The sequence below is a fragment of the Gordonia terrae genome (assembly GCF_051789125.1).
Lineage (GTDB): Bacteria > Actinomycetota > Actinomycetes > Mycobacteriales > Mycobacteriaceae > Gordonia > Gordonia terrae_A.
The window spans coordinates 3,967,177-3,992,592 of sequence record NZ_CP196526.1 but is presented as its reverse complement, the minus strand read 5'-3'; the positions used below and the strand labels follow the sequence as shown (position 1 = coordinate 3,992,592).

The 25,416-nt window shown below is 68.1% G+C and carries 24 protein-coding genes; 20 read left to right on the top strand and 4 right to left on the bottom strand.

Annotated features, from left to right (window positions below; genetic code table 11):
- The first annotated feature begins 27 nt into the window (after positions 1-27).
- Genes ACSUZC_RS17985 through ACSUZC_RS17975 form a run of 3 tightly spaced genes read left to right on the top strand, consistent with a single transcriptional unit; the run spans position 28 to position 3,081 of the window.
- Positions 28-1,188, top strand: a complete 1,161-nt coding sequence (locus tag ACSUZC_RS17985) for an acyl-CoA dehydrogenase family protein (RefSeq protein ID WP_439029830.1) — start codon at positions 28-30, stop codon at positions 1,186-1,188.
- Positions 1,189-1,243: 55 nt separating this feature from the next.
- Positions 1,244-2,416: an acyl-CoA dehydrogenase family protein gene (locus ACSUZC_RS17980; RefSeq protein WP_439029829.1), complete on the top strand. Its 1,173-nt coding sequence runs from the start codon at positions 1,244-1,246 to the stop codon at positions 2,414-2,416.
- 8 nt (positions 2,417-2,424) lie between these two features.
- Positions 2,425-3,081 carry a TetR/AcrR family transcriptional regulator gene (locus tag ACSUZC_RS17975; protein ID WP_439029828.1) on the top strand — a complete coding sequence of 219 codons (657 nt, stop codon included), beginning with the start codon at positions 2,425-2,427 and terminating at the stop codon, positions 3,079-3,081.
- A gap of 226 nt (positions 3,082-3,307) precedes the next feature.
- On the opposite strand, the gene ACSUZC_RS17970 is transcribed toward ACSUZC_RS17975, so the two are convergent.
- Together ACSUZC_RS17970 and ACSUZC_RS17965 are read right to left on the bottom strand one after the other, a co-directional pair.
- Positions 3,308-4,426: an NDMA-dependent alcohol dehydrogenase gene (locus ACSUZC_RS17970; RefSeq protein ID WP_439029827.1), complete on the bottom strand. Its 1,119-nt coding sequence runs from the start codon at positions 4,424-4,426 to the stop codon at positions 3,308-3,310.
- A gap of 46 nt (positions 4,427-4,472) precedes the next feature.
- A complete protein-coding gene (locus ACSUZC_RS17965) occupies positions 4,473-5,987 on the bottom strand; it encodes an aldehyde dehydrogenase family protein (RefSeq protein WP_439029826.1) in 1,515 nt (504 codons plus the stop codon).
- A 206-nt stretch (positions 5,988-6,193) separates the two neighbouring features.
- On the opposite strand from ACSUZC_RS17965, the gene ACSUZC_RS17960 reads away from it, so the two are divergent.
- On the top strand, positions 6,194-7,312 hold the full coding sequence (locus tag ACSUZC_RS17960; RefSeq protein WP_439029825.1) for an HPP family protein: 1,119 nt from the start codon (positions 6,194-6,196) through the stop codon (positions 7,310-7,312).
- Between the two features lie 25 nt (positions 7,313-7,337).
- Here the strand turns inward: ACSUZC_RS17960 and ACSUZC_RS17955 are convergent, their stop codons facing one another.
- Complete coding sequence (locus ACSUZC_RS17955; RefSeq protein WP_439033170.1) at positions 7,338-8,987, bottom strand: sigma-54-dependent Fis family transcriptional regulator; 1,650 nt, start codon at positions 8,985-8,987, stop codon at positions 7,338-7,340.
- Between the two features lie 76 nt (positions 8,988-9,063).
- Here ACSUZC_RS17955 and ACSUZC_RS17950 point away from each other — a divergent pair, with 76 nt between their 5' ends.
- The 8 genes from ACSUZC_RS17950 (at position 9,064) to ACSUZC_RS17915 (ending at position 17,710) form a co-directional block, all read left to right on the top strand.
- On the top strand, positions 9,064-9,939 hold the full coding sequence (locus tag ACSUZC_RS17950) for an exodeoxyribonuclease III (RefSeq protein ID WP_439029824.1): 876 nt from the start codon (positions 9,064-9,066) through the stop codon (positions 9,937-9,939).
- Between the two features lie 455 nt (positions 9,940-10,394).
- Positions 10,395-10,766 (top strand): 30S ribosomal protein S12, encoded by a 372-nt coding sequence (gene rpsL, locus ACSUZC_RS17945; RefSeq protein WP_004020596.1) that lies wholly within the window; start codon positions 10,395-10,397, stop codon positions 10,764-10,766.
- 6 nt (positions 10,767-10,772) lie between these two features.
- A complete protein-coding gene (gene rpsG / locus ACSUZC_RS17940; protein WP_439029823.1) occupies positions 10,773-11,243 on the top strand; it encodes a 30S ribosomal protein S7 in 471 nt (156 codons plus the stop codon).
- An 89-nt stretch (positions 11,244-11,332) separates the two neighbouring features.
- On the top strand, positions 11,333-13,438 hold the full coding sequence (gene fusA, locus ACSUZC_RS17935) for an elongation factor G (RefSeq protein ID WP_439029822.1): 2,106 nt from the start codon (positions 11,333-11,335) through the stop codon (positions 13,436-13,438).
- A gap of 107 nt (positions 13,439-13,545) precedes the next feature.
- Positions 13,546-14,736 carry an elongation factor Tu gene (gene tuf, locus ACSUZC_RS17930; RefSeq protein ID WP_004020593.1) on the top strand — a complete coding sequence of 397 codons (1,191 nt, stop codon included), beginning with the start codon at positions 13,546-13,548 and terminating at the stop codon, positions 14,734-14,736.
- A gap of 131 nt (positions 14,737-14,867) precedes the next feature.
- On the top strand, positions 14,868-15,761 hold the full coding sequence (locus ACSUZC_RS17925) for an SHOCT domain-containing protein (protein WP_439029821.1): 894 nt from the start codon (positions 14,868-14,870) through the stop codon (positions 15,759-15,761).
- Positions 15,762-15,960: 199 nt separating this feature from the next.
- Entirely contained in the window at positions 15,961-16,884 is a 924-nt protein-coding gene (locus tag ACSUZC_RS17920; protein ID WP_439033169.1) for an alpha/beta hydrolase, read from the top strand.
- Between the two features lie 79 nt (positions 16,885-16,963).
- Positions 16,964-17,710, top strand: coding sequence for an alpha/beta fold hydrolase (locus ACSUZC_RS17915; RefSeq protein WP_439029820.1), 747 nt, complete (start codon positions 16,964-16,966; stop codon positions 17,708-17,710).
- A gap of 79 nt (positions 17,711-17,789) precedes the next feature.
- Here the strand turns inward: ACSUZC_RS17915 and ACSUZC_RS17910 are convergent, their stop codons facing one another.
- Positions 17,790-18,728, bottom strand: coding sequence for an oxygenase MpaB family protein (locus tag ACSUZC_RS17910; RefSeq protein ID WP_439029819.1), 939 nt, complete (start codon positions 18,726-18,728; stop codon positions 17,790-17,792).
- A gap of 120 nt (positions 18,729-18,848) precedes the next feature.
- Between ACSUZC_RS17910 and ACSUZC_RS17905 the strand changes: the two genes are divergently transcribed.
- The 8 genes from ACSUZC_RS17905 to ACSUZC_RS17870 all read left to right on the top strand — a co-directional run bounded on the left by ACSUZC_RS17905 (position 18,849) and on the right by ACSUZC_RS17870 (position 25,388).
- The gene (locus ACSUZC_RS17905; RefSeq protein WP_439033168.1) at positions 18,849-19,859 is read left to right on the top strand and encodes an o-succinylbenzoate synthase; all 1,011 of its coding nucleotides are present in this window, start codon (positions 18,849-18,851) and stop codon (positions 19,857-19,859) included.
- A gap of 84 nt (positions 19,860-19,943) precedes the next feature.
- Positions 19,944-21,281 carry a cytochrome P450 gene (locus ACSUZC_RS17900; protein WP_439029818.1) on the top strand — a complete coding sequence of 446 codons (1,338 nt, stop codon included), beginning with the start codon at positions 19,944-19,946 and terminating at the stop codon, positions 21,279-21,281.
- A 4-nt stretch (positions 21,282-21,285) separates the two neighbouring features.
- On the top strand, positions 21,286-21,960 hold the full coding sequence (locus tag ACSUZC_RS17895; protein ID WP_439029817.1) for a TetR/AcrR family transcriptional regulator: 675 nt from the start codon (positions 21,286-21,288) through the stop codon (positions 21,958-21,960).
- An 81-nt stretch (positions 21,961-22,041) separates the two neighbouring features.
- Entirely contained in the window at positions 22,042-22,929 is an 888-nt protein-coding gene (locus tag ACSUZC_RS17890; protein ID WP_439029816.1) for an SDR family oxidoreductase, read from the top strand.
- A 5-nt stretch (positions 22,930-22,934) separates the two neighbouring features.
- On the top strand, positions 22,935-23,564 hold the full coding sequence (locus ACSUZC_RS17885; RefSeq protein WP_439029815.1) for a hypothetical protein: 630 nt from the start codon (positions 22,935-22,937) through the stop codon (positions 23,562-23,564).
- Positions 23,561-24,130 carry a hypothetical protein gene (locus ACSUZC_RS17880; RefSeq protein ID WP_439029814.1) on the top strand — a complete coding sequence of 190 codons (570 nt, stop codon included), beginning with the start codon at positions 23,561-23,563 and terminating at the stop codon, positions 24,128-24,130. The genes ACSUZC_RS17885 and ACSUZC_RS17880 overlap by 4 nt, the downstream gene beginning before the upstream one ends.
- Positions 24,127-24,804 (top strand): hypothetical protein, encoded by a 678-nt coding sequence (locus ACSUZC_RS17875; protein WP_439029813.1) that lies wholly within the window; start codon positions 24,127-24,129, stop codon positions 24,802-24,804. The genes ACSUZC_RS17880 and ACSUZC_RS17875 overlap by 4 nt, the downstream gene beginning before the upstream one ends.
- Positions 24,801-25,388: a hypothetical protein gene (locus ACSUZC_RS17870; RefSeq protein ID WP_439029812.1), complete on the top strand. Its 588-nt coding sequence runs from the start codon at positions 24,801-24,803 to the stop codon at positions 25,386-25,388. Before ACSUZC_RS17875 ends, ACSUZC_RS17870 begins: the two co-directional genes overlap by 4 nt.
- Positions 25,389-25,416 lie beyond the last annotated feature (28 nt).

Genomic DNA, 25,416 nt, shown 5'->3' with positions numbered 1-25,416 from the left:
CGCACCCCAACCGACTGGAGAACGCCTGTGCCCATCGCCAACCCGATCTGGGAGACCCCCGAGCGTCTCGAATTGCGTTCCACCGTGCGCCGATTCGTCGACAAGCACATCCTCCCGCATCAAGATGACTGGGAGCGGGACGGCCTCATCCCGCGCGAACTGCACGTGGAGGCCGCGAAGCTCGGGCTGTTCGGCCTCGGTGTCCCGGAGGAGGTCGGCGGGTCCGGTGGCGACCTGATCGACACCACGATCCTCGGCGAGGAGCTGCATTACGCGGGCGCGGCGGGAGGTGTGTTCGCGTCGCTGTTCACCCATGGCATCGCATTGCCGCACCTGATCGCGGCGCGTGACCCGGACCAGATCGACCGGTGGGTCCGACCGACGCTCGCCGGGGAGAAGATCGGCAGTCTCGCGATCACCGAACCCGGTGGCGGCAGCGACGTCGGCCACCTCACGACCAGAGCCGACCGCGACGGTGACCATTACGTCGTCAACGGCTCCAAGACCTACATCACCTCGGCGGTCCGCGCGGACTTCGTGGTCGTGGCGGTCCGCACCGGCGGCCCCGGCGCCGGCGGCGTCTCCCTCCTCGTGGTCGAGAAGGACACTCCGGGGTTCACCGTCACCCGGAAGCTGGACAAGATGGGCTGGCGGAGTTCGGACACCGCGGAGTTGTCCTTCGTCGACGCGCGCGTGCCCGTCAGCAACCTCGTCGGCTCGGAGAACTCCGGCTTCGCCCAGATCGCAACAGCTTTCGTCACCGAGCGGTCCGGCCTCGCGGTGCAGGCGTACGCCAGCGCGCAGCGCTGCCTCGATCTGACCCTCCAGTGGGCGCGTGACCGGCAGACCTTCGGAAAACCCCTCATCGCTCGGCAGTCGGTGCAGGACACGCTCGTGGACATGGCGCGGCGCATCGACATCGCGCGCACGTACACGCGCGCACTCGTCGAACGGAAGGTCGGTTCCGCCGATGACCTGATCGCCGAGGTGTGTTTCGCCAAGAACACCGCGGTCGAGGTGGGGGAGTGGGTGGCCGACAAGGCAGTCCAGCTCCACGGCGGCCTCGGGTACATGACCGGTACCGAGGTCGAGCGACAGTACCGCGACATGCGCATCATCGGGATCGGCGGAGGCACCACCGAGATCTTGAACGGCCTCGCCGCCAAACGCCTCGGCTACCAGGCCTGAGTGGCCGCACGTCCGCAGACGAACCACATCGACGACTGAAACAGGGAGCATCGAGATGACCGTGGACACCAACCCCTTCGTGGAGACCACCGAGCGTGCCGAGCTGCGCGCCGCGGTGGCCGGACTCGCGGCCAAATACGGCCAGGAGTACTTCCGCGAATGCGCCCGCACCGGACGCAAGACCGACGAACTGTGGGCGGAGGCGGGCAAGCTCGGCTTCATCGGGGTCAATCTCCCCGAGGAGTACGGCGGCGGCGGCGCCGGGATGTACGAGCTGGCGATCGTGATGGAGGAGATCGCCGCATCGGGCACCGGGCTGCTGATGCTCGTCGTCTCACCGGCCATCTGCGGGAACGTGATCGCCCGTTTCGGTACCGACGACCAGAAGCAGCGCTGGCTGCCGGGTCTCGCCGACGGGTCGATCACGATGGCTTTCGGCATCACCGAACCCGACGCCGGCTCCAATTCTCACCAGATCACCACGACGGCCCGTCGTGACGGTTCCGACTGGCTGCTCACCGGACAGAAGGTCTACATCTCCGGCGTCGATCAGGCGCAGGCGGTGCTCATCGTCGCGCGCACCGAGGACGCCAAGACCGGCAACCTCAAGCCCGCGCTCTTCATCGTCCCCACCGACTCCGAGAACTTCTCGTACACCATGATCGACATGGAATTGCAGAACCCCGAGAAGCAGTTCCAGCTCTTCCTCGACGACGTGCGGCTGCCGGCCGACGCGCTCGTCGGGTCCGAGGACGCCGCACTCAGTCAGCTCTTCGCGGGACTCAACCCGGAACGGATCATGGCCGCGGCATCGGCCGTCGGGATGGGCCGCTTCGCGCTCGACAAGGCGGTGTCGTACGTGAAGGAACGCACGGTGTGGAAGACGCCGATCGGCGCACACCAGGCGATCGCGCACCCGCTCGCGCAGGGCAAGGTCGAACTCGAGATGGCCAAGCTGATGATGCAGAAGGCCGCGACGCTCTACGACGCGGGCGACGACTGGGGCGCCGCCGAACCGGCCAACATGGCGAAATACGCTGCCGCAGAAGCCTGTGTGAAGGTCGTCGACCAGGCGGTGCATTCGCTCGGCGGCAACGGGCTCACCACCGAGTACGGGTTGGCGCCGATGCTGAGCCTCGCCCGGATCGCCCGCATCGCGCCGGTGAGCCGAGAGATGATCCTCAACTTCGTGGCGCAGACCAGCCTCGGACTGCCGAAGTCCTACTGAGGCCTGAGTTGAGTACGACGTCGGCGAATGTCCGCTCGCCGCAACAGGAACGGTCGCGCTTGACGCGCGAGCGGCTGTTGCGGTCGACTGTGGACGTGCTGGCCGTCGAGGGCTGGGCGGCCGCGACGGTGGCTGCGGTCGCCGAACGCGCCGGCGTGTCGCGCGGGGCGGCGCAACATCACTTCCCGACCAGGGAGGCCCTGATCACGGCGACGCTCGAGCAGGTCTTCGAGGATCTGACCCGGGCTGCCGGTGTGGACCCGACCACCTCGTCGGAGCCGACGGACGGGACGACCGCGAACCGGGTCACGCCCGCCCGGATCATCCGGGCCGTCCAACGGGCCGTGGCCGTCTACACCGGTACCGAATTCAAGGCCGCACTGCAGGTGTGGGCGGCCGCCGCATCCGATCCCGCGCTGCGGCGGCTCATCCTGCCGCTGGAGGCGAAGTTCGCGCGGGAGGCCCACCAGCGCACCATGGCGGCGATGGGGGTGCCCGCGGATGACGAGACCGGGCATCGGCTCGTACAGGCGACACTCGACATGGCGCGCGGGCTGGGTCTGGCGGACACACTGTCCGACGACTCGGCCCGGCGCGCGCTGGTCGTCGACACCTGGTCGGCGCAACTCGTCGCGGCGCTAGGGAGCGAGGAACCGGCGGACTAGGCCGTTTTCGGCCCGGTCCCGCTCGGATCGTCGGCCCCGGGTGCCTGCCCGGGCCACGCCGAACGACATACCGACGACGGCGACGAGTGAGATCGTCATCGACGGACAACCCTGCGGCCGCGCCACGCAGCCACTCCCACAACGGCGTCGTGGGTGCTGCGAGACCGCCGACGTGGGTGGCCGGTTCGCCCGAGGGAGAACACACCTCAGGCGAACCGGCCGGGTATCACTCCGCGTGGATGATGACCCCGCGGATGTTCTTGCCGTCCCGCAGATCCTGGTATCCGTCGTTGACCTGGTCGAGGGTGTAGGTCTGCGTGATGAGTTCGTCGAGCTTGAGCTGCCCGGCGTCGTACAGGCGCAGCAGTTTGACGATGTCGTACTGCGGGTTGGCCGAGCCGAACAGGCTGCCCTTGATCGTCTTCTGGTTCAGGGTCAGGTCGGTTCCGGAGACCTGCACGGTCAGCTTCGTCGGGTCGGCGAGACCGGTGATCACGACCGTGCCGCCCTTGCCGACCACGGCGGTCGCATTCGCCACCACCTCGGCGTCGACCGTGCCGACGAGGATCAGGGCCTGGTCGGCGCCCTGTCCCCAGGTCAGCTCGTTGACCTTCTCCGCGGCTTCGGCGGCATCGGCGAAGGCGTGTGTCGCACCGAATTTCAGCGCCGTGTCCCGCTTGAGGGCGACCGGGTCGACGACCACGACGTACTTGGCCCCCGCCGACACCGCGCCCTGTACCGCGTTGATACCCAGGCCGCCGATGCCGTAGATGACCACCGTGTCACCGGCACGGACGCCGCCCGCGTACACCGACGTGCCCCAACCGGAAGGCACGCCGCAACCGACGAGAACCGCCTTGTCGAGCGGAAGCCATTCGTCGACCTTGACCACCGAGTGCTGCGAGATCGTCGCTCGCTCGGCGAAGGTGCCGAGCATGCACATGGCGCCGAAATCGTCACCGCCGCCGTGGAATCGGAACGTGCCGTCGGGCATCGATCCCTCGAGGATGGTGGCACCCATGTCGCAGAGGTTCTGCCGGCCGGTGGAGCAGTAGCGGCAGGTGCCGCAGTTCGGGATGAAGCTGCAGACCACGTGGTCCCCGGGCTTGACCTTGGTGACCCCGGGGCCTACGGCCTCGATGATTCCCGAACCCTCGTGGCCGCCGACGATCGGATAGCGGGGCGGGAGATCACCGTCGGTGAGATGCAGGTCGGAGTGGCACAGGCCGGCGGCGGTGTACTTGATCAGCACCTCGCCCTCGCGGGGCTCGTCGAGGTCGAGTTCGACGATCTCGAACGGCTTTCCGGGTCCGGTGAGGACGGCGGCCTTGGTGGTGAGAGACATGGGGTTGTGCTCCTTACGTGTACGGGAGGGTGGGAATTCGATGCGGTCAGAGCGAGATGTTGACGGCCTTGGTCTGGGTGTAGAGCTCGATGGCCGACGAGCCGAGTTCGCGGCCCCAGCCCGACTGCTTGTATCCACCGAACGGCATGGCCGTGTCGAAGCCGTTGTACTGGTTCACCCACACCGATCCGGCCTTGATCTGGCGGGCAGTCCGGTGCGCCTTGGACAGGTCGGTGGTCCAGATGCCGGCTGCCAGACCGTAGATGGAGTCGTTGGCCGCGGCGGCCACACCGCTGTCCGCATCGAACGGCATGGCGGCGACGACGGGTCCGAAGATCTCCTCCTGCACGATCGAGAAGCTCGGCTCGACGTCGACGAACACGGTCGGTTCGATGAAGAAACCCTCATCGCCCCAACGCTTTCCGCCGGTCAGGGCGCGTGCACCGTCGGCGAGACCTGCGGAGAGATACCCGGAGACACGATCGAACTGTTCCTGGCTGACGAGGGGGCCGAGCTCGGTGGTCGGATCCAATCCCGGACCGATCTTCGCCTGGGATGCGGCCTCGGCGACTGCTGCGGTGAAGTCGTCGAAGATGGGTCGTTCGACGAAGAGTCGTGTGCCGGCGACGCAGCACTGCCCGTGGTTGAACATCCAGGCCGCCACCGATCCCGCGACCGCCTTCTCGAAGTCCGCGTCGGCGAAGACGATGTTGGGGCTCTTGCCGCCGAGTTCGAGCGAGACCTTCTTGAGGTTGCCCTTCGCGGCGTCGACGATCTTCTTACCGACCTCGGTGGAACCGGTGAAAGCGATCTTGTCGACGTCGTCGTGGGCGGCCAGCGCCGCACCGGCCTCGCCGTAACCGGTGACGATGTTGACCACGCCCGGTGGGAAGCCGGCCTCGGTGAACACCTCACCGAGGAGCAGAGCCGTCAGCGGGGTCTGCTCGGCCGGTTTGAGGATGACGGTGTTGCCGGCGGCGAGTGCGGGCGCCAGCTTGAACGCGGCCATCAGCAGCGGGAAGTTCCACGGCACGATCAGGCCGCAGACGCCCACGGGTTCGCGGAGCGTGTAGGCGTGGAACTCGCCGCCGGGCACGAACGGCATCGAGACGTCGACCGTGGAGCCGGTGATCTTGGTCGCGAGACCCGCGTTGTAGCGGAAGATGTCGGCCGACCAGTTGGTGTCGACCGCAGCGGCGATGGTGGCCGCCTTGCCGTTGTCGAGCGCCTCCAGCTGACCGAACTCCTCGGCGCGCTCGGTGAGGATGTCACCGACCCGCCAGAGCAGGCGTTCGCGTTCGTTCGGCTTCATCCGGGTCCACGGCCCGTCGTCGAAGGCCTGCCGTGCCGCGCGGACCGCGCGGTCGATGTCGGCCGCGTCGCCGTGCGCGACCGAGGTGATCGGCCGTGCCGTGGCGGGATCGAGGGTCTCGAAGGTGCGGCCCGACGCCGACCAGACCCATTCACCGCCGATCAGCATCGGGCGGTCGGCGGAGATGAAGTCGCGAACACGCGGGTGCAGGGCGGTGTGCTGGGCGGTGTCGGGTGCGACGGCGGTCATGGGGCCTCCTGGTCGGGACGAAGTCGGCGGTGGGTCGAAGTGATCTGGGTCATAGATGCGACCTGACTTATTTCTCCCACCGTTCCGGCCTCGCGCCGTGTCCAGAAACTGAACACCTGCGCTGTACAGGGGTCCCGGCGATCGCCGCCGACGCCGTGGCTACCGTGAGACGCCGACCTGTCAGCGACGACTTACGGAGGACCAGAGTGAACGTGCGCCCGTCGGGCCGGATCCGTGGCGCGTTGCGTGGTCTCGGACCGGTGGCCGGGGGCATCTCGCTCCGCGAGGCGATCCGGGCCGGGGCAGGGGCGGGGATCGCGCTCGGACTCGTCGGCCTGGTGCTTGCCGCGTCCGGCGTGGACCTGAGGACCGGGCTCTTCCTGATCGCGCCGTTCGGGGCGACGGCCGTGCTCGTCTTCGCGGCGCCGAACAGTCCGCTGGCCCAACCGTGGCCCGCGACTGTCGGCAACGCGGTCTCGGCCGTCGTCGGAGTGGCCGCGACCCTGACGGTGTCGCACCCCGCGGTCCGGGTGGCGCTGGCGGTGGGACTGTCCGTGGCGCTGATGATCGGATGCCACGCGGTCCACCCGCCCGCCGGTGCGGTGGCGATGACGGCCGCGCTCAGTCCGGAGACGATCCACTCGCTTGGCTTCCGGTTCGTCCTCGCGCCCGTTCTCGCCGGCACCCTCTTGCTGGTGATACTCGCCGCCGGCTACGCGCGGCTGACCGGGCGACGTTATCCCTACCGCCGGTTCGACGCCGCGCCGCCGCCGGCCGCGCGGCTGGGTCTCGACGAAGACGAACTGACCGGGATCCTGGATCGCTACGAGCAGTCGCTCAATCTCGGCGTCGCCGACCTCGCACGTCTGATCGGTGCGGCCGAGCTCCGAGCCGCCGGGCACCGTACGGGTCCGCTCGCCGCGACGGATGTGATGTCGCACGAGCTGGTGACCGTCGGACCCGAGACGCCGCTGCGGGACGTCGCGGCCCTCTTCGACGAGTACGGTTTCACCTCTCTGCCGGTGATCACGGGCGAGGGCACGTTCGTCGGGGTGGTGTTCCAGATCCATCTCGTGCGCCGGCTCATGCGCTCCGGCGACACCGAGCTGAGCGCAGCGGACGTGATGTCGACCGATCCTGCGGTGGCGACCCGGAGCACGCCGGTCGGCGCCCTGCTGCCGCTGCTGGCCGAGAGCGGATGCGACGCGGTCCCGGTGCTGGAGGGACAGACCCTGGTCGGCATCGTGGCCCGGACCGACCTCATCGCTGCGCTGGCGCGCCAGACGCTGCGGGACCCCTCCGGCGCGCCGGCGAACGCGGACTGACGGCCGCGACGGTCGGATCCGAAGGTCAGACTCCGAGTGCGCGCATCCGCGCGTACAGCGTGGTGCGACTGATGCCGAGGTCCTTCGCCGCGTGGACCTTGTTGCCCCGGGCCCGGTCGAGGGCCTCGACGATCGCTGTGCGCTCGGCCTGCTCGCGTCCGGAGAGGTGCGCGGCCCGGCTGGTCGTGCGATAGGCCGGTGGGAGATCGGCGACCTCGACGACGCGTGACGCACGCGCCCGGCACGCCGATACGGCCTGCCGGAGGACCGAGTCGAGTTCGGTGAGGTTGCCCGGCCAGTCGTCGCAGAGCAGCGCATCGGTCGCCGGACCGGACAGCGAGAGGTCCGGGTCGAGGTGGGTGAGCACGCCGCTGGCGATCGCCGCCAACTCCGAGGTCCGGTGCCGTAGCGGCGGCAGGTCGACCCGCCTCGCACACCGTGCCAGCAGTGCGGCCACGCCGGGACCCGCCTGGTCTCGCGGACCTCCGACGATGATCAGCGGCGAGTCCGTCGAGCTCGACACGGCCACCCTGCCGAGGAGTGCGACCGACCGGGTGTCGAGCAGGTCGACGCCGTCGATGACCAGCGGGGCGCCCAGCGATCGGGCGCGGCCGACGTAGGCGGGGATGTCGGGCGGGCTGCCCCCGATGAGTTCGTCGGCGACGTCGACGACGACGGCAGGCACCGCGGAGTCCGCGGTGAGGGCGGCCGCGTGGGTGCTGCGACCGGTGCCGGGTTCGCCGGTGACCGCGATGCTGGTGCTCGCCGGGGCGGCCGGCGGCGCGGAGCGCGACGGCGGTGTTTCGACGACCGGCCGGAACCGGAACAGTGCGGCACCGGGGGCGCCGGGTACGGGCTCGACGGCGATCTCGACCTCGGCACCCGACACCAGCGTCAGCGGCAACACGGTGGCGCGCAGCGCCGGGTCGGTCGCGACGATCCGCAGGGCGCCGATGTCGGTGGGGGAGAGCAGTTCGGCGGCAAGGGCGTTGGTCAGCTGGAGGTCGTCGCCGATCGCCGCCACGGCGAGGTCGCGGCGTGGCGCGGCGCGCTGGAAGGCGTCGAGAACGCATCGCTGGTGCGCGCGGGACCGGTCGAGCAACCGGTCGGCGATGTCGGCGACGATCCCGTTCACCACCGGTATCGCCAGCGGGTTGATGCGCTCGGCGATCTCGGACATACAGATGATCCCGGCCAGGCGCCGGGTCGCCGGATGGATGATCGGCTGCCCGAAGCAGCTGATCGACTTGAACTGCTCGAGATAGTGCTCGGAGCTGTTGACGACGATGCCGCCGCGTGTCTCGGCGGGCGTCCCGAGCGCGGTGGTCCCCACGACGTCCTCGGCGAAGGGAATCCCCGGCGTCGCCCCGATGGCGTCGAGCCGGCGTTCGACCGTCGAGCCGAAGGCCACCCGCGTCACCATCCGACACTCGTGATCGACGAGCAGGAGCGAGACATCGGTGCCGGCCAGACGGGCTGCCGCGTCGTCGAGCACCGGGCGGGCGGCATCGAGCAGCGGGTCGGCGGCGGTGATGTCCTCCGCGCGGGTGGGGGTGGAGTCGCCGGGCCGGACCCCGGACAGCACCGACCGCCGCCACGAGTGTTCGATGACGGGACGTCGGGGCGTCGAATCGGATGCGCGGTGCAGGGTGTCGATGTCCCCAACGTGACACAGATCACCGGGGAAGGAAACCCCGGGTCCCCGTCCGGCGGCCCCGGTGCCCCGGAGTCGGCGTACTACCGTGGGCCGCATGCGCGTGGCGACCTGGAACGTGAACTCGGTGAAGCAGCGGATTCCGCGCCTCCTGCCCTGGCTGGACGAACGCCGTCCCGATGTGGTGTGCCTGCAGGAGACCAAGCTCTCCGACGACGCGTTCCACGACGCCCTCGGCCCGGACCTCGCCGAACGCGGCTATGAGATCGCGCATGCCGGTCAGGGTCAGTGGAACGGGGTCGCACTCCTGTCCCGCGTCGGACTCGACGATGTCCGGGTCGGCTTCGAGGGGATGCCCGGCTATCCCGACCCCGGGACGCTCGAGGCGCGAGCGGTCTCCGCGGTGTGCGGCGGTCTGCGCGTGCACTCCCTGTACGTGCCCAACGGGCGGTCCCCCGACTCCGACCACTACCCCTACAAGCTCGAATGGCTGGCGGCGCTCGCCCGGTCCGTCGACGACCCGGCCACGACGCTTCTCTGCGGCGACATGAACATCGCGCCGGCCGATGCCGACGTCTTCGATCCCGACGCCTACGTCGGACACACCCACGTGACCCCACCCGAGCGAGCCGCGCTCGCGACCTTCGAGTCCCTGGGTCTGCGCGACGTGGTGCGCGACCGGTGGCCGGATGAGCGGATCTACAGCTACTGGGACTACCGCGCGGGGATGTTCCACAAGGACCTCGGGATGCGGATCGACCTGATCCTCGCGGGCGAGTCGGCCGCTGCGCGGGTCGCGGCCGCCTGGATCGACCGCAAGGCACGCAAGGGGAGCAAGCCGAGTGATCACGCTCCGGTCGTCGTGGACTTCGACGAGGCACCCGACGGCGACATCGGACCCGTCGTCCCGCCGCCGTCGAATCCGGCGAAACCCGGTGGCGCGAAGGTGACGCTCCCACAGACGCCGGAGTAGACGGCGCGATCGGTTCACCGGGTCGGGCGGACCCTCGACGCACCGGACGGCGCGGTGTACAAGTGGAGAAGGTAAAAGCCGAGCACAGAGCGTCGACGGAACCGAACACGCACGGCCCGTTCACCTGCAGGTCGCGTGGAGGATCCGTTTTTTGACCTGTGTAAACACGATCGGTAGAGTGGATCGTCGGTGCCCGGCCCATGCTGGGCCAGTCCGCATGCCCGCCCCATGGCTTCGAGCCGCCCGAGTGCTTCGGGTCGGGGCGGCAGGACTGACAAGCGAATCCGCTGTCGAGTGTATGACACGCCCGACCTCGGGGTAGCGAAAATGTACTGACCAGCATCGACATGCTGGTGGGGCGAGTTGTGGAAGCAGCGTAGAACCGGTGAGAGCCAGTTCTGCGAGCTTGCCCGGAGCACCAACCACGACGGACAACAAAGAGGAATGAACACCTAGTGCCAACAATCAATCAGCTGGTCCGCAAGGGTCGTCACGACAAGGCTGCCAAGACCAAGACCGCTGCCCTCAAGGGCAGCCCGCAGCGTCGTGGCGTGTGCACCCGCGTCTACACCACCACCCCCAAGAAGCCGAACTCGGCGCTTCGCAAGGTCGCGCGTGTCCGCCTGACCAGCTCTGTCGAGGTCACCGCCTACATCCCCGGCGAAGGCCACAACCTGCAGGAGCACTCGATGGTGCTCGTCCGCGGCGGTCGTGTGAAGGACCTCCCGGGTGTGCGTTACAAGATCATCCGCGGCTCGCTCGACACCCAGGGTGTCAAGGATCGCAAGCAGGCGCGCAGCCGCTACGGCGCGAAGAAGGGGAACTGATAAGTCATGCCACGTAAAGGACCCGCGCCCAAGCGCCCCCTGATCAACGACCCGGTCTACGGTTCCCCGCTGGTCACCCAGCTGGTCAACAAGATCCTGCTGGACGGCAAGAAGTCGACCGCCGAGCGCATCGTCTACGGCGCCCTCGAGCAGGCCCGCGAGAAGACCGGCACCGATCCGGTCGTCACCCTCAAGCGTGCACTCGACAACGTCAAGCCCACCCTCGAGGTGAAGAGCCGCCGCGTCGGTGGCGCCACCTACCAGGTGCCGATCGAGGTCAAGCCCAACCGTGCCAACACCCTCGCGCTCCGCTGGCTGGTCAGCTTCAGCCGGCAGCGTCGCGAGAAGACCATGGTGGAGCGTCTCGCCAACGAGCTGCTCGACGCCTCCAACGGCCTCGGTGCTTCGGTGAAGCGCCGCGAGGACACCCACAAGATGGCCGAGGCCAACCGGGCGTTCGCGCACTACCGCTGGTGACACCTGCCGGTCGCGGCGGCCCTTGTGGGGTCGCCGCGGCCGGACACACCCCAGACCCAACAGCTCTAGCGAAAATGCGAGGCGATTAAGTGGCACAGGAAGTGCTCAGCGACCTGAACAAGGTGCGCAACATCGGCATCATGGCCCACATCGATGCCGGCAAGACCACCGCCACCGAGCGAATCCTCTTCTACACCGGTGTGAACTACAAGATCGGTGAAACCCACGACGGTGCCTCGACCACCGACTGGATGGAGCAGGAGAAGGAGCGGGGGATCACCATCACCTCCGCCGCGGTGACGTGTTTCTGGAACAAGAACCAGATCAACATCATCGACACCCCCGGTCACGTCGACTTCACCGTCGAGGTGGAGCGCAGCCTCCGCGTCCTCGACGGCGCAGTCGCCGTGTTCGACGGCAAGGAAGGCGTCGAGCCGCAGTCCGAGCAGGTCTGGCGTCAGGCGGAGAAGTACGACGTCCCGCGTATCTGCTTCGTCAACAAGATGGACAAGCTCGGTGCGGATTTCTTCTTCACCGTGCGCACCATCGAGGAGCGCCTCGGCGCCAAGCCGCTGGTCCTGCAGCTGCCGATCGGTGCCGAGGACAACTTCGACGGCGTCGTCGACCTCATCGAGCAGAAGGCCATCACCTGGCGCGGAACCGTCGAGATCGGTGCCGAGCCGACCATCGAGGAGATCCCCGCCGACCTGGCCGACCAGGCTGCGGAGTACCGCGAGAAGCTCCTCGAGACGGTCGCCGAGACCGACGAGGCACTGCTCGAGAAGTACTTCGGCGGCGAAGAGCTGACCATCGAGGAGATCAAGGCGGCGATCCGCAAGCTCACGATCGCCCGCGAGTACTACCCGGTGATCTGTGGCTCGGCGTTCAAGAACAAGGGTGTCCAGCCCATGCTCGACGCCATCATCGCCTACCTGCCGTCCCCGCTGGACGTGCCGTCGGTCGAGGGCCACGCCGTGGGCGACGAGGAGGAGATCCTCTCGCGCAAGCCGTCCGCAGACGAGCCGTTCTCGGCTCTGGCGTTCAAGATCGCGGCTCACCCGTTCTTCGGCAAGCTGACCTTCGTGCGCGTCTACTCGGGTCACATCACGGCGGGCACCCAGGTGCTCAACGCGACCAAGGGCAAGAAAGAGCGCATCGGCAAGCTCTTCCAGATGCACGCCAACAAGGAGATGCCGGTCGAGGACGCCACCGCGGGTCACATCTACGCGATGATCGGACTCAAGGACACCACCACCGGTGACACCCTGTGCGATTCGGCCGCGCCGATCGTGCTCGAGTCCATGAGCTTCCCGGACCCGGTCATCAACGTCTCGATCGAGCCGAAGACCAAGTCCGACCAGGAGAAGCTGGGCACCGCGATCCAGAAGCTCGCCGAAGAGGACCCGACCTTCTCGGTGAAGCTCGACGAGGAGACCGGCCAGACCGTCATCGGCGGTATGGGCGAGCTCCACCTCGACATCCTGGTCGACCGCATGAAGCGCGAGTTCAAGGTCGAGGCCAACGTCGGCAAGCCGCAGGTGGCCTACCGCGAGACCATTCGCAAGACGGTCGACAAGCACGAGTTCACCCACAAGAAGCAGACCGGTGGCTCGGGTCAGTTCGCGAAGGTCATCATCAAGCTCGAGCCGCTGGTGGACGCCGAGGACGGCGCCACCTACGAGTTCGCCAATGCGGTCACCGGCGGACGCGTGCCTCGCGAGTACATCCCGTCGGTGGATGCCGGTGCACAGGACGCCATGCAGTACGGTGTCCTCGCCGGATACCCGCTGGTCAATCTGAAGGTCACCCTCCTCGACGGTCAGTACCACGACGTCGACTCCTCGGAGATGGCCTTCAAGATCGCCGGCTCGCAGGCCCTCAAGGAAGCTGCGAGGATGGCCGGCCCGGTCATCCTGGAGCCGATCATGGCCGTCGAGGTCACGACTCCCGAGGATTACATGGGTGACGTCATCGGCGACCTGAACTCCCGCCGTGGCCAGATCCAGGCCATGGAGGAGCGCAGTGGTGCGCGTGTCGTCAAGGCACAGGTGCCGCTGTCGGAGATGTTCGGCTACATCGGAGACCTTCGGTCGAAGACCCAGGGCCGGGCAAACTACTCCATGGTGTTCGACTCGTACGCGGAGGTTCCCGCGAACGTGTCGAAGGAAATCATCGCGAAGGCCACCGGCGAGTAAATCCGGTCCTAGCGACATGCGCCGACCAGATCTGCGCACCAACGTAAGAAGAAAACCCCTGCTGGGATCCGCCCGGTAGAGCAACAACAGTCCAGGAGGACAATCAAGTGGCGAAGGCGAAGTTCGAGCGGACCAAGCCGCACGTGAACATCGGCACCATCGGTCACGTCGACCACGGCAAGACCACCCTGACGGCTGCCATCACCAAGGTGCTGCACGACAAGTACCCGGACCTCAACAAGAGCTTCGCGTTCGATCAGATCGACAAGGCTCCTGAAGAAAAAGCCCGTGGTATCACGATCAACATCTCGCACGTCGAGTACGAGACCGAGAAGCGTCACTACGCCCACGTGGACGCCCCCGGTCACGCCGACTACATCAAGAACATGATCACCGGTGCGGCTCAGATGGACGGCGCCATCCTCGTGGTCGCCGCCACCGACGGCCCGATGCCGCAGACCCGCGAGCACGTGCTGCTGGCCCGCCAGGTCGGTGTGCCCTACATCCTCGTCGCCCTGAACAAGGCCGACATGGTCGACGACGACGAGATCATCGAGCTCGTCGAGATGGAGGTCCGCGAACTGCTGGCCGCCCAGGAGTTCGACGAGGAAGCCCCGGTCGTCAAGGTCTCGGCTCTCAAGGCCCTCGAGGGTGACCCCGAGTGGACCAAGTCGGTCGAAGAGCTCATGGCTGCCGTCGACGAGTCGATCCCGGACCCGGTCCGTGAGACCGAGAAGCCGTTCCTCATGCCCGTCGAGGACGTCTTCACGATCACCGGCCGCGGCACCGTGGTCACCGGTCGTGTGGAGCGCGGCGAGGTCAACGTGAACGAGGAAGTCGAGATCGTCGGCATCCGCGAGAAGAGCACCAAGACCACCGTCACCGGTATCGAGATGTTCCACAAGCTCCTCGATTCCGCACAGGCGGGCGACAACGCCGGTCTGCTGCTCCGCGGCCTCAAGCGCGAGGACGTCGAGCGCGGTCAGGTCATCGTGAAGCCGGGCACCACGACCCCGCACACCGAGTTCGAGGGCCAGGCCTACATCCTGTCCAAGGACGAGGGCGGCCGTCACACCCCGTTCTTCAACAACTACCGTCCGCAGTTCTACTTCCGTACCACGGACGTGACCGGCGTCGTGACCCTCCCCGAGGGCACCGAGATGGTCATGCCGGGCGACAACACCGAGATGAGCGTCAAGCTCATCCAGCCGGTCGCCATGGACGAGGGCCTGCGTTTCGCCATCCGCGAGGGTGGCCGCACCGTCGGTGCGGGTCGAGTCACCAAGATCACCAAGTGACGATGACACCCTGACTCCCTGAGTCGAAGAGCGCCCGGTCACGAGAGTGACCGGGCGCTCTTGTCGTTCCATGATCGGACGCGGCGTCGTCGGGACTTCCCCCGCCGGTGGCCCCCGAATAGAGTTCGCGCATGACCATGTTCGGAGAGTCGGGGACCGGCCCGCGGGTCCCCACCCATGTGTGGAGTGCGATCGGCACTTTCGCGTTCGTCATGCTGTGCGGAATCGTCGGGCCGATATTCCTCGTCGCCTATTTCCTCATCGACGCCCCGGACACGGAGTGGATGCTCTGGACGGGGATCGGGGTGACGCTGCTCGATGTGGTTCTCGGCGTGGGGATCGCGTATTTCAACTACCGCGGTGGTGCGAAACTCGACCGCCTGCGCCGGGCCGGGGTGCTGGGCATCGCGGAGATCACCTCCATCGGGCAGACCGGAGTCGAGATCAACGACCAGCCGCTGATGAAGCTGGGCCTGCGAATCCAGGGTGAAGGGTTGGTGCCCTTCGAAGTGGCCACCCGCAAGGTCGTCCCGATGTATCAGCAGCCGTTGCTGCACGCCCGCCGGCTCGCCGTGATGGTCGACCCGGAGACGCAGGATTTCGAGATCGACTGGCAATCAACCGCTTTGCTCGCCGGATCGGTGCCGGCGCGGTTCACCTCCGAGGAGGACGGCCGCACGTACGACCTGACCGGGCAGGCCGAACCGCTCAGCGAGATCCTGCAGATCCTCGGCAAGTACGGAGTGGCGGGCAGCGGGACCATCGACCTGCGTGCGCACCCGGCCGCCCGCGCCGAGGTCATGGACATCGTGCGTAATTCGGCTGGAGTGCAGCAGAACCCATCGAACCGGCCGCATGTGGGCGCACCGTCGTTCGTCAAGGCCGGCGATGCCTCCGCGCAGCCGGCAGGAGCGGATCGGTCGCCCGCGGAACGGCTTGCCTCTCTGGACGAGTTGCATCGCAGCGGGACGATCACCGGTGAGGAGTACGCGCGGGCGCGGCAACGCATCGTCGACGATCTCTGAACGACGGCGCAAGTTCTGAAGTCTGGCGAACCATCTGTCACATCAGCAACTAAAGTCGCTGTCGTCACTCTGATCACCGTGAGGTCTCGATGTCGATGCCCTGTGGTCACAGCCGTGGCATCGTTGATCCCCGCCGAATTACTGTTCGTCGGTGCAGTTCTCACTACGGCCTCGTCGGCTCGCGCGCCGACGACGCGCCATTGCCCTCGTTCTCGCGCTCCTCGCGGTCATCGGAGTCGTCACGGCCGGCTCGGGCCGGGCCGAAGCTGCGGCGTCCTTCGACAGGTTCACCGTCAGCGGGTGCGGTATGCCCAGCACGCCGGTGGACATGTGGACGAGGTGGGGCAACTACAAGACCGTCATCGCGCTCGACGGGTTGCGGGCGACCGGTGACATCAGTGGCTGGCGCCGGGACACGCGCGTCCAGCGTATCGCCGACTCCGGAGTGAACGTGGTCCAGCCGGTCGGCGGCCTGGCGAGCTTCTACACCGACTGGGAGGCGGCGAGTCCGGCGAACAAGATCGGGTATCGCTACCGATGGACCTGTCGTCTCGACACGATCGTCCGCGAGCTCGACGCCCGAGGCCTCGCGGTGGGGCCGCAGGGCAAGTACGCGATGATGGGGATCTCGATGGGCGGCAACGCCGCGATGGTCTACGGCGCATACCACCGCCGGCGGATCTCCCATGTGTTCTCGATGTCGGGATATCTGAACCTCTCCGCCCCGACGATGCGCGAGGCCGTTCGGCTCGCCCTGATCGACGCGGGAATCGGTGCCGGGGTCGGCCCGTTCAGCGCGGACGCGATGTGGGGGCCGCCGTGGAGTGATCGGTGGGCGCGCAACGATGCGCTGGTCCAGCTGCCCAGGATGCGAGGCATGAAGATCCGGATCGGCGCCGGGTCGGCGACGTGGGGTCCACACAACGCCGACGCCGTCGCGTCGGTCAAGGGCACACCGCTCGAGGTCGTGTCGCTGGCCCAGACCCGGTCGTTCGAGGTGGCCGCCGCCCTCCAGGGCATCCCGGTCACCACCGACTTCCCGAACGTGGGCACCCACGCGTGGGGGTACTGGGAAGACATGGTGTGGCGTGCCAAGCACAGCGGCTGGTTCCGCGACCGATGACGATCGATCCGCGGGCGATCGACGCATCCGAGTCGAGTGTGATGTCGACCGCACTCCGGACGCTCGTAAGCTGACGGGCATGCGTGTTCTGCGTCGGAGCGGCGATCCCGATCTCGCGGTCAGGGTCGCCGGCGAGGCCGATCGCGGCGTGCCCGTCGTCCTCGTGCACGGCATGGCGTCGGACCATTCCACCTGGCGTCGCCTGGCGGCGGCGTTACGCGCCCGGGGGCGCGCGGTGATCAGCGTGGACCTCCGCGGACACGGACGCAGCGGACGGGCCCGAGATGTCTACCGGCTCGATGACTTCCGCGACGATCTCGTCTACGTTCTCGACACCCTCGGCGTCGCTGTCGCCGACGTGGTCGGTCACTCGCTCGGCGCCCACACCGCGCTGCGCTTCGCGATGCTCGAGCCGGCCCGGATACGGCGTCTGGTCCTCGAGGAGGTGCCGCCCATGCCCCGCGACGAGGCCGACCTCTCCGAGGGCATCGCCATGCGGGCCACGCTGGGCGAACAGGTTCGTGGGCTGATCGCTCTGGTGCGCAACCCCTTCCCGGTCATCCGATTCGACGGACGGATGGGTGATCAGATCGTCGCCGAGTTCGATGTCTGTGCGCCGCACTGGTGGAGTGATCTGCCGGATGTGCGGGCTGCGACCATGGTCATATCCGGTGGGGAGAAGAGCTTCCTGCCCCCGCACCACCTGCGGACTCTCAGCGACGCCCTGCCCGACTCACGGTTCGTGACCATCGAGGCGGGGCACAGTGTCCACCGTGACCGGGCGGCGGAGTTCGTCAGCCAGGTCGACGGTTTCCTCGGACACTGATCCTCGCGCCGTCGCCTGCTCCCCGATCCGGGGAGACACGGCCATCAGCGCCACCTCCCAGATCTGCGGAGGTTGCGATCTATCGCCCGGGCTTGTTGTGCAACGGCCGGGGGTCGATGCCGATCTCCTGCCACGCGTCGTAGGCCCATGGGACGTAGAGGTACTTCAGCGGGAGTCGGTTGATGAGCGGGTTCGCCGCGCGCATGAGAGCCGCGAAGCGCTGGAAGTTCTTCTCGCGCCGATCATTCCACTCCAGGCCGCAGACGTCGCGCATCTGCTGGGGGAGTGTGCCGACCACCACGGTGCGGATGAAGGCGTTCAGCGGCGCCGAGAGGACCTTCCACACCGGGGCGGGGATCTTCTCGGGCCGGGGGAGTCCCTGCCGGATGTATCCCGTCGCGTAGACGATCGTCTTGTGCGGGACGAACCGGTCGAGCATGTCGTCCCAGTACTGGACGAATTCGTCGTAGGTCTGCGGCTGGCCGCGGTCGCTCACGCCGTAGAGCTGGTACCAGATCTTGCTCTCCTCGAAGATCTGGACCTTCTCGGCATAGCTCAGCCGGCGGATGAACGTGTCGGTGATGTAGAGGACCTGGTCGACGAATGTCGCGTGCGCCCAGTAGAAGAGCTCGGGATTGAGCGCGTGGTACCGCGATCCATCGCTGATGGTGCCCTTGATGTCCTTGTGGAAGTCGCGCACGGTGCGACCCCATTTCTGGGGTTCGGTGCTGTAGACCGTGCGCATGACCGGTGGCCCGGTGCGCTTCGCGCGGCCGAGGAAGTCGCTGAAGATGACGGAGTGGTCGAGGACGGCCTGCCCGAGCTGCTCGATGCAGTTCTCGGTACCGGCGAGACGCTGGAACCCGAGCAGACCTCGGGTGTCGCCGTAGAACTTCCAGACGAGCGAGTCGGCGCCGAGGCGGGGGGTCGGGACGTCGGCTGCGGTGTCCGGGGTGTCGTCGACGACCATCGGCTCCGCCTCGCGGATGCCGGTATCGAATCCCTGGTTGACTGACATGGGGGCGAGAGTATCGCACTTGGAACAAAGGTGGAAGGTTGTTCCAACGATCTGTGGGACAGAATGTCGTTGTCGTCTCGCGATGGCGAACGCGAGTCGGGTGACGAGAGCGGAGAGCAGATGATCGGCGACGAGCAGACCGGCGCAGCGATTCCCGATGTCGAAGAACTCCTCGCCACCGCTGTCGCGGTGCGGTTGCCGATGCGCACGCGGTTCCGGGGTCTCACCGACCGCGAGACGATGATCTTCTCCGGTCCCGCCGGCTGGGGGGAGTTCGGACCCTTCGTCGAGTACGACGACATCGAGTCGTCGTCGTGGTTGCGGGCCGGGATCGAGGCGGCCTACCTGGGCCCGCCGCCGGCCGTCCGCGACGCCGTGCCGCTCAATGCGACGGTGCCGGCGATCCCGGCCGACGACGTGGCGCAACTGTTGCGGCGGTACCCCGGCGCCGGGACCGCGAAGGTCAAGGTCGCCGAACCCGGCCAGACTCTCGACGACGACGTGGCGCGGGTCGCCGCGACCAGGGATGTGATCGGGAGGGTTCGGGTCGATGCCAACGGCGGCTGGACCGTCGACGAGGCCATCACCGCCCTGCGCGCGATCGGCGACCTCGAGTACGCCGAGCAACCCTGCCGCACGGTCGAGGAGCTGGCCGCGGTGCGGCGCGCCGTCGCCGTACCGATCGCCGCCGATGAATCGATCCGGAAAGCCGACGATCCGTACCGGGTGATCGCTGCCGAGGCTGCCGATGTGGCCGTCGTCAAGGTGGCTCCGCTCGGCGGCATGCGCCGGACGCTCGAACTCGCCGACTCGCTCGGTCTCGACATCGTGGTGTCGAGCGCTCTGGACAGTGCGGTGGGCGTCTCGGCCGGCGTCGCGACGGCGGCGGCCCTGCCCCGACTCGAACTCGCCTGCGGTCTCGGCACCGGGTCGCTATTCATCGAGGATGTCGCGGAACCGTTCCTGATGCGCGACGGTGCCGTTGAACCCCGATGGTTCGGACCCGGCGCCGAGGTCGGCGCCTCGGGGCTCGCCGTCGGACACGACCGCCAGGAGTGGTGGCGGGACCGGTTGCGCCGGTGTCATCGGCTGCTGATCCAGAACCGAACCGGCCGCGGTCGCGGGCGTTAGGAACGCTTTTTCCGATCTGTTCCAACATGGTCTAGTATGCGATGTGGGTCACAACGCGATCGGCCCTGGCGGGAGGAGACGGTCATGACATCTGTGCTGGCGAAGGCGCCCGCAGGGAGTGGGCTGCTCGACGTACCGTGTTCGGATCGCCCCGGCATCGTCGAGATGATGTCGATGCGGCGCGATCCGTTCACCTACGCCGACCGGCGCCGTGCCGAGTTCGGCAATGTGTCGGGACTCAATGCGCTGGGCCTGAAACTCGTGGTGACGGGCAACCCGCGCGCCGCCGACGAGATCTTGATGAACAAAGACCGCGCGTTCGCCAACGGCCCGGCGTGGAGCTACTTCATCGGCCCGTTCTTCAACCGGGGCATCATGCTGCTCGACTTCGACGAGCACCGCCATCACCGGCAGATCCTGCAGCAGGCGTTCGCCACCACCGCGCTCAAGGGTTATATGCAGGAGATGCAGCCGATGATCGCCGAGCGCATCGGCCGCTGGCCTGCCGGGCGGGTGCGGTTGTTCAACGAGTTCAAGGCTCTGACCCTCGACGTGGCGCTCGAGGTCTTCCTCGGTGTGGAACTGCCCCGGGACGACGCCGACCGGATCAACGAGGCGTTCATCGACACCGTCCGCGCGGGGGTCGCGTATGTGCGTAAACCCGTGCCGGGCGGCCGCTGGTGGAAGGGCCTGCGGGCGCGCAAGGTGCTCGAGCAGTTCTTCCACGCCCACATCGAGTCCAAGCGGGCTCGTGAGACACCCGACCTGTTCTCGGTCCTGTGTCACGCCGAAAGCGAAGAGGGACATCGGTTCTCCGACGAGGACGTCGTCAACCACATGATCTTCGTGCTGATGGCCGCGCACGACACATCGACCATCACGATGACCCAGATGGCCTACCACATGGCGAAGGCGCCCGAATGGCAGGAGCGCGCACGCGAGCGGTCGCTGGAGATCGGGCCGGAACTGTCCTACGACCACCTGCCGACGATGACGTCCCTCGACCTGGTGATGAAGGAATCGCTGCGATTGTGCCCGCCGGTGCCTGCGCAGCCGAGGATGGCCGTCAAGGACACCTCGGTCGAGGGGTTCTTCGTCCCCCGCGGGACCATCGTCACCGTGTCGTCGCTGACCGGGCACCGCGATCCGGAGTTCTTCACCAACCCCGAGATGTTCGACCCGGAACGGTTCACCCCCGGGCGGGCGGAGGACAAGAGCCACCGGATGGCGTGGATGCCCTTCGGCGGCGGCGTCCACAAATGCATCGGGTTGTATTTTGGCCAGATGGAGATCAAGACGATCATGCATCACCTGCTGCGCGGGTACGAGTGGTCGGTGCCCGCCGACTACGACCTGCCCGTGGACTACAGCTCGCTGCCGGTCCCCAAGGACAAGTTGCCCGTCACCTTGCGGCGGCGATGACGTCATGGCCGACACCCGTACCGACAGCAGGACCAGTACCGACAACAGGACCAGTACCGACAACAGGACCAGTACCGACAACAGGACCCGAACCTCGACGCGCAAGGTCCGAAACACCGCCAGCCCGGCCGACCAGGAAGCGGCGATCCTCGCCGCCGCGGCGGCGGAGTTCGCCGAGGTCGGCGTGCGCCGCGCCAACATCGACGAGGTGGCCGCTCGCGCCGGGGTGAGCCGCAGCACCCTCTACCGGCGGTTCCCGAACAAGGACGCGCTCCTGTACGCGGTCGCCAACGACGCCTACGAGACGGGTATGAAGAAGCTCGAGGCGTCGGTGAAGGGTCTCGGTCCCAAGGCTGCGCTGGTGGAAGCGTTCGCGGTCGGCGCCGAGTGGATCAACTCCGACCCGCTGCTGAGCCGGATCGTCCTCACCGACTCCGAGATCAAGAGCGTCACCGCGAAGATGACGTCGTTGTTCATCGACATGGTCACTGACCGCGTCGCGGCCACCCTGCGCGACGAAGGTGCGCAGATGCCCGTGGAGGACCTTCTCGAGGCCGTCGAGATCCATGTGCGCCTGGTCATCTCACTTCTGGAGACGCCACCGTCGGACCCGGCGCGCAACGAGCCGCAGCGTGTTCGGGACTTCGCGTCGAAATTCCTCGCGCCGATGATCTGGTGACCGACGGTCGGTGACCATCCGACGCGCGTCCGTCCGGGCGGCCCGCCCACGTGTGTTCCGTAACCCTTCAGAGGAGAATCAATGAGCCTGCGCGACAAGCTGTCCCGCAAACCCGATCACGACGCCATCCGTGCCGCGCTGCAGGACAAGGTCGTGGTCATCACCGGCGGTGCGCGCGGAATCGGGTTCGAGACCGCCACGCAGCTGTTCGACGCGGGCGCGAAGGTCGCGATCGGCGACGTCGACGGTGAGGCCGTCGGCAAGGCCGCGGCCGAACTGGGCATCGAGGGCATCGAAGTGGATGTGACCAGGCGGGAGTCCTTCGACTCCTTCCTCACCGAGGTCGAATCGCGCCTCGGGCCGATCGACGTGCTCGTGAACAACGCCGGGATCATGCCGGTCGGGCCGTTCCTGTCCTACGACGACACGATCATCCGCCGGACCTACGACATCGACGTGCTGGGCGTCATCCTCGGCTGCCAGGAGGCGGCGCGCCGCATGGCACCACGCCGCACCGGTCACATCGTCAACATCGCCTCGACCGCGGGCCGCATCCCGACCCCCGGCCTGACCATCTACAACGGTGCCAAAGCCGCCGTGATCGAGTTCTCCGAGGCGTTGGGCGCCGAGCTCGAGCCCGAGGGCATCACGGTCAGCGCCGTGCTGCCGACGTTCACACGCACCGCGCTGATCTCCGGACTGCAGACCAACAAGTTCGTCCAGACCGTCGAGCCGGGCGAGGTGGCGTCGATCGTCGTGGAGACCATCGCTCGGCCGGTGACGCGCGTGTACGCGCCGCGGTCGATGCGTTGGGCCGAGTCGAGCCCGCTCTTCCCGCAGGCGATGAAGCGCTTCTCGCGCAAGTTGACCAAGCTGGACTCGATCTTCCTGAGTCCCGACCAGCAGGCGCGGGCCGCCTACTCGAGCCGGATCCGTGGCGAGAACACCGGAGCGGACAGCAACCGCTGACGGCGATGACCGGTTCGTCTCGTGGCGCGGAGGTCGGCGCGGAACGTCAGGCGCGTCGTGACCTGCGCGACGCCCTCGACGACTTGCACGCGGTCGAGGTCGACGCCGGGTTGAGGCGCCGGCCACCGCGGCGATGGTCGGTACTCGCGATCGTCGCCATGGTGGTCGCACTCGTCCTCGCGGGGACGACTCTCACCCTGTGGTCGAAGGCAGGTGACCGGTACACCGACGCCGAACTCGAGGCGGCCGCGGCCGAGCGCGTGGCGGTCCTCGTCGCACCGGACAGCCGCGACACGCGTCGCGCGCAGAAGATCCTGGCCGGTGCCACCGGAGCCTTCTACGACGAGTTCGCCCAGTCGGCGGACAGTTACAGCCGGTTCGTCGACGCGAATGGCGCCGTCGCCGAGTCGTCTGTCGACGCCACCGGGGTCTCCTCGCGGAACGGCGACACCGCAACCGTTCTCGTCGCGGCGACCGTGGTCTTCGCCCCCACGGACCCTCCCACCACGGACCCTCGCGCAGTGGAACGGTCCACGGGGAACGTGTCCGGCGACGTTCGCCGGTTCCGGCTGCGCGTGCTGGTGACGCCGGACGCGGGCACCCTGAAACTCGGGGCGGTGCAATACCTTCCATGACGCGAGACGTTGGTGAACCACACGCCGGGGCAGGACGCACGGCGTCCCGTCGCGCCGGGACACCGCCGCGACGGCCGGCCGGCCGGCCTCTGTCCGTAAGGGCCGGTGTGGTCCGGGTCGCCGCCGCGGCCGTGGTGGTGCTGGCACTGGTGGTCGTCGTGCTCGGGTTGTGGCGCGAACGCGAGGCCGGAGCGGACGCGGCCGACGCACGAGCCGAGTTGCGCAACTCGGCCGGCGGTATCGTCGCCGAGGTGTTCTCCGTGGATACGGCTCGATGGCAACAGGATCGGGCTCGGGCGCGTCAGCTGATCGCCGAGGAGTTCGCAGAGACTTTCGGGGCCCAGCTCGACCGACCGCCCGCGGCCGGCACGGTCGCGGTGACATGGCGGCCCGAGGTCGTGAGCATCGTCGAAGCGGACGCCGATGAGGGCGAGGCCCTGCTGCGGGTCGCGGTGACCGTTCGCCCCGCGGCCGAGCCGCCGACGACGGCGTACCGGTCGGTCCGCGCGCGATTCGTGCGCGCCGACGACACCTGGCTGCTCGCCGCGGCGGATGTGATCGGATGACGGGCCGGGACAGGTCGGCGCCGCCGCGGGACCACACCGCCACCGCGCGAGTGGAACTCGCGCGTGCACGCGTCGATGCGGCGACCAGGGCCGCACGCACGGCGCGACTCGCCGCCGCGCCCGCCCTCCGCGAGCGGGCGTCGCAACGGACTCGCCGGGTGCGTCAGGGCATGGTCGTGTCCGCCGTCGTGGCGGTGCTCCTCGTCGTGGTGGCGGGGGTGCTGGCGTGGGGAATCCGTGGGCAGCGCCACGCGCACGATCTCCAGAACGAGGTGTTGGCGTCCGCACGCGCCGCGGTGACCGTGATGCTCAGTGCCGACCCGGCCGACGCCGACGCCTACGTGACCGCGCTGGCCGAGGTGAGCACCGGTGCACAACGCGCCCGCATCGACGGGGCGCGTGCCGATCTGATTGCCGAGGTGTCGCGCCAGCAGGACGCCAGCGTCGGTCAGGTCGTCTCGGCTGGGTTGGTGACCGACCCCGAGTCCGACGACGTGGGCTCGGGCGCCGACGTCCTCGTCGTGGCCGACGCCACCGATCCGCTGCTGCTGGGCCAGGCCCCGACCCCCGAGGGGGAGTCCGACGTCGACACGACCGCCGAACGCATCACCGCCCTCGTCACGATGGAGCGGACCGAAGCCGGGTGGAAGATCGCCGGGGCGAGACGGCCGTGACGACATCCGACGCCCGCCCCGGGCCGCCCCTCCTGCCGCCCCGCATGGGGCGCGCCCACCGCAGGCGACTCGCCCTCGTCGTCGTGGTGACCGCGCTCGCCCTCGTCGTCGCGGCGGTCGCGGGATTCGCCGCCATCGGGCCCGGCAGCGACCCCAGCGAAGCGGAACGGACCGAGATCCTCACCGCCGCCGCGGATGCGGTGGGTGCGCTCACGACCTTCGCGCCCGACGATCCCGCCGAGCGACGCCGCTCGACCGACGCGCACCTTGCCGACCCGCTCCGACTCGAGTATCGGAACCGCGGCTCCGACGTCGTCCTGCCGGGTGCGCGAGCGGCGGGAATCACGATGATGGGCAGGGTCATCGGCGCCGGACTGCACGAGAGTTCCCCCGACCGGGCGAAGGTCCTGGTCTTCGTCGACCAGACCGTGACCGGTCCGGGCACGCCGCAGACCCCGGGAACGGGCGCCCCGGCCGGCCCGCCCGCGGAGACGACCTCTACCGCGAAGTGGGCACTTATGCGTAAGGTCGACGGGAATTGGCTGCTGTCCGACCTGCAACCGGTCGGAGACGTGACCCGTTGAGGCCCGTGATCTCCCCGGGATGTCCCAG

What these genes read in the sequence shown, in the direction of transcription:
- ACSUZC_RS17980 (WP_439029829.1), top strand. Translation starts at nt 1,244, where the DNA reads ATGACCGTGGACACCAACCCCTTCGTGGAGACCACCGAGCGTGCCGAG.
- ACSUZC_RS17970 (WP_439029827.1), bottom strand. Translation starts at nt 4,426, where the DNA reads ATGTCTCTCACCACCAAGGCCGCCGTCCTCACCGGACCCGGAAAGCCG.
- ACSUZC_RS17965 (WP_439029826.1), bottom strand. Translation starts at nt 5,987, where the DNA reads ATGACCGCCGTCGCACCCGACACCGCCCAGCACACCGCCCTGCACCCG.
- ACSUZC_RS17950 (WP_439029824.1), top strand. Translation starts at nt 9,064, where the DNA reads ATGCGCGTGGCGACCTGGAACGTGAACTCGGTGAAGCAGCGGATTCCG.
- rpsG (WP_439029823.1), top strand. Translation starts at nt 10,773, where the DNA reads ATGCCACGTAAAGGACCCGCGCCCAAGCGCCCCCTGATCAACGACCCG.
- ACSUZC_RS17925 (WP_439029821.1), top strand. Translation starts at nt 14,868, where the DNA reads ATGACCATGTTCGGAGAGTCGGGGACCGGCCCGCGGGTCCCCACCCAT.
- ACSUZC_RS17915 (WP_439029820.1), top strand. Translation starts at nt 16,964, where the DNA reads ATGCGTGTTCTGCGTCGGAGCGGCGATCCCGATCTCGCGGTCAGGGTC.
- ACSUZC_RS17910 (WP_439029819.1), bottom strand. Translation starts at nt 18,728, where the DNA reads ATGTCAGTCAACCAGGGATTCGATACCGGCATCCGCGAGGCGGAGCCG.
- ACSUZC_RS17905 (WP_439033168.1), top strand. Translation starts at nt 18,849, where the DNA reads ATGATCGGCGACGAGCAGACCGGCGCAGCGATTCCCGATGTCGAAGAA.
- ACSUZC_RS17900 (WP_439029818.1), top strand. Translation starts at nt 19,944, where the DNA reads ATGACATCTGTGCTGGCGAAGGCGCCCGCAGGGAGTGGGCTGCTCGAC.
- ACSUZC_RS17895 (WP_439029817.1), top strand. Translation starts at nt 21,286, where the DNA reads ATGGCCGACACCCGTACCGACAGCAGGACCAGTACCGACAACAGGACC.
- ACSUZC_RS17890 (WP_439029816.1), top strand. Translation starts at nt 22,042, where the DNA reads ATGAGCCTGCGCGACAAGCTGTCCCGCAAACCCGATCACGACGCCATC.
- ACSUZC_RS17885 (WP_439029815.1), top strand. Translation starts at nt 22,935, where the DNA reads ATGACCGGTTCGTCTCGTGGCGCGGAGGTCGGCGCGGAACGTCAGGCG.
- ACSUZC_RS17880 (WP_439029814.1), top strand. Translation starts at nt 23,561, where the DNA reads ATGACGCGAGACGTTGGTGAACCACACGCCGGGGCAGGACGCACGGCG.
- ACSUZC_RS17875 (WP_439029813.1), top strand. Translation starts at nt 24,127, where the DNA reads ATGACGGGCCGGGACAGGTCGGCGCCGCCGCGGGACCACACCGCCACC.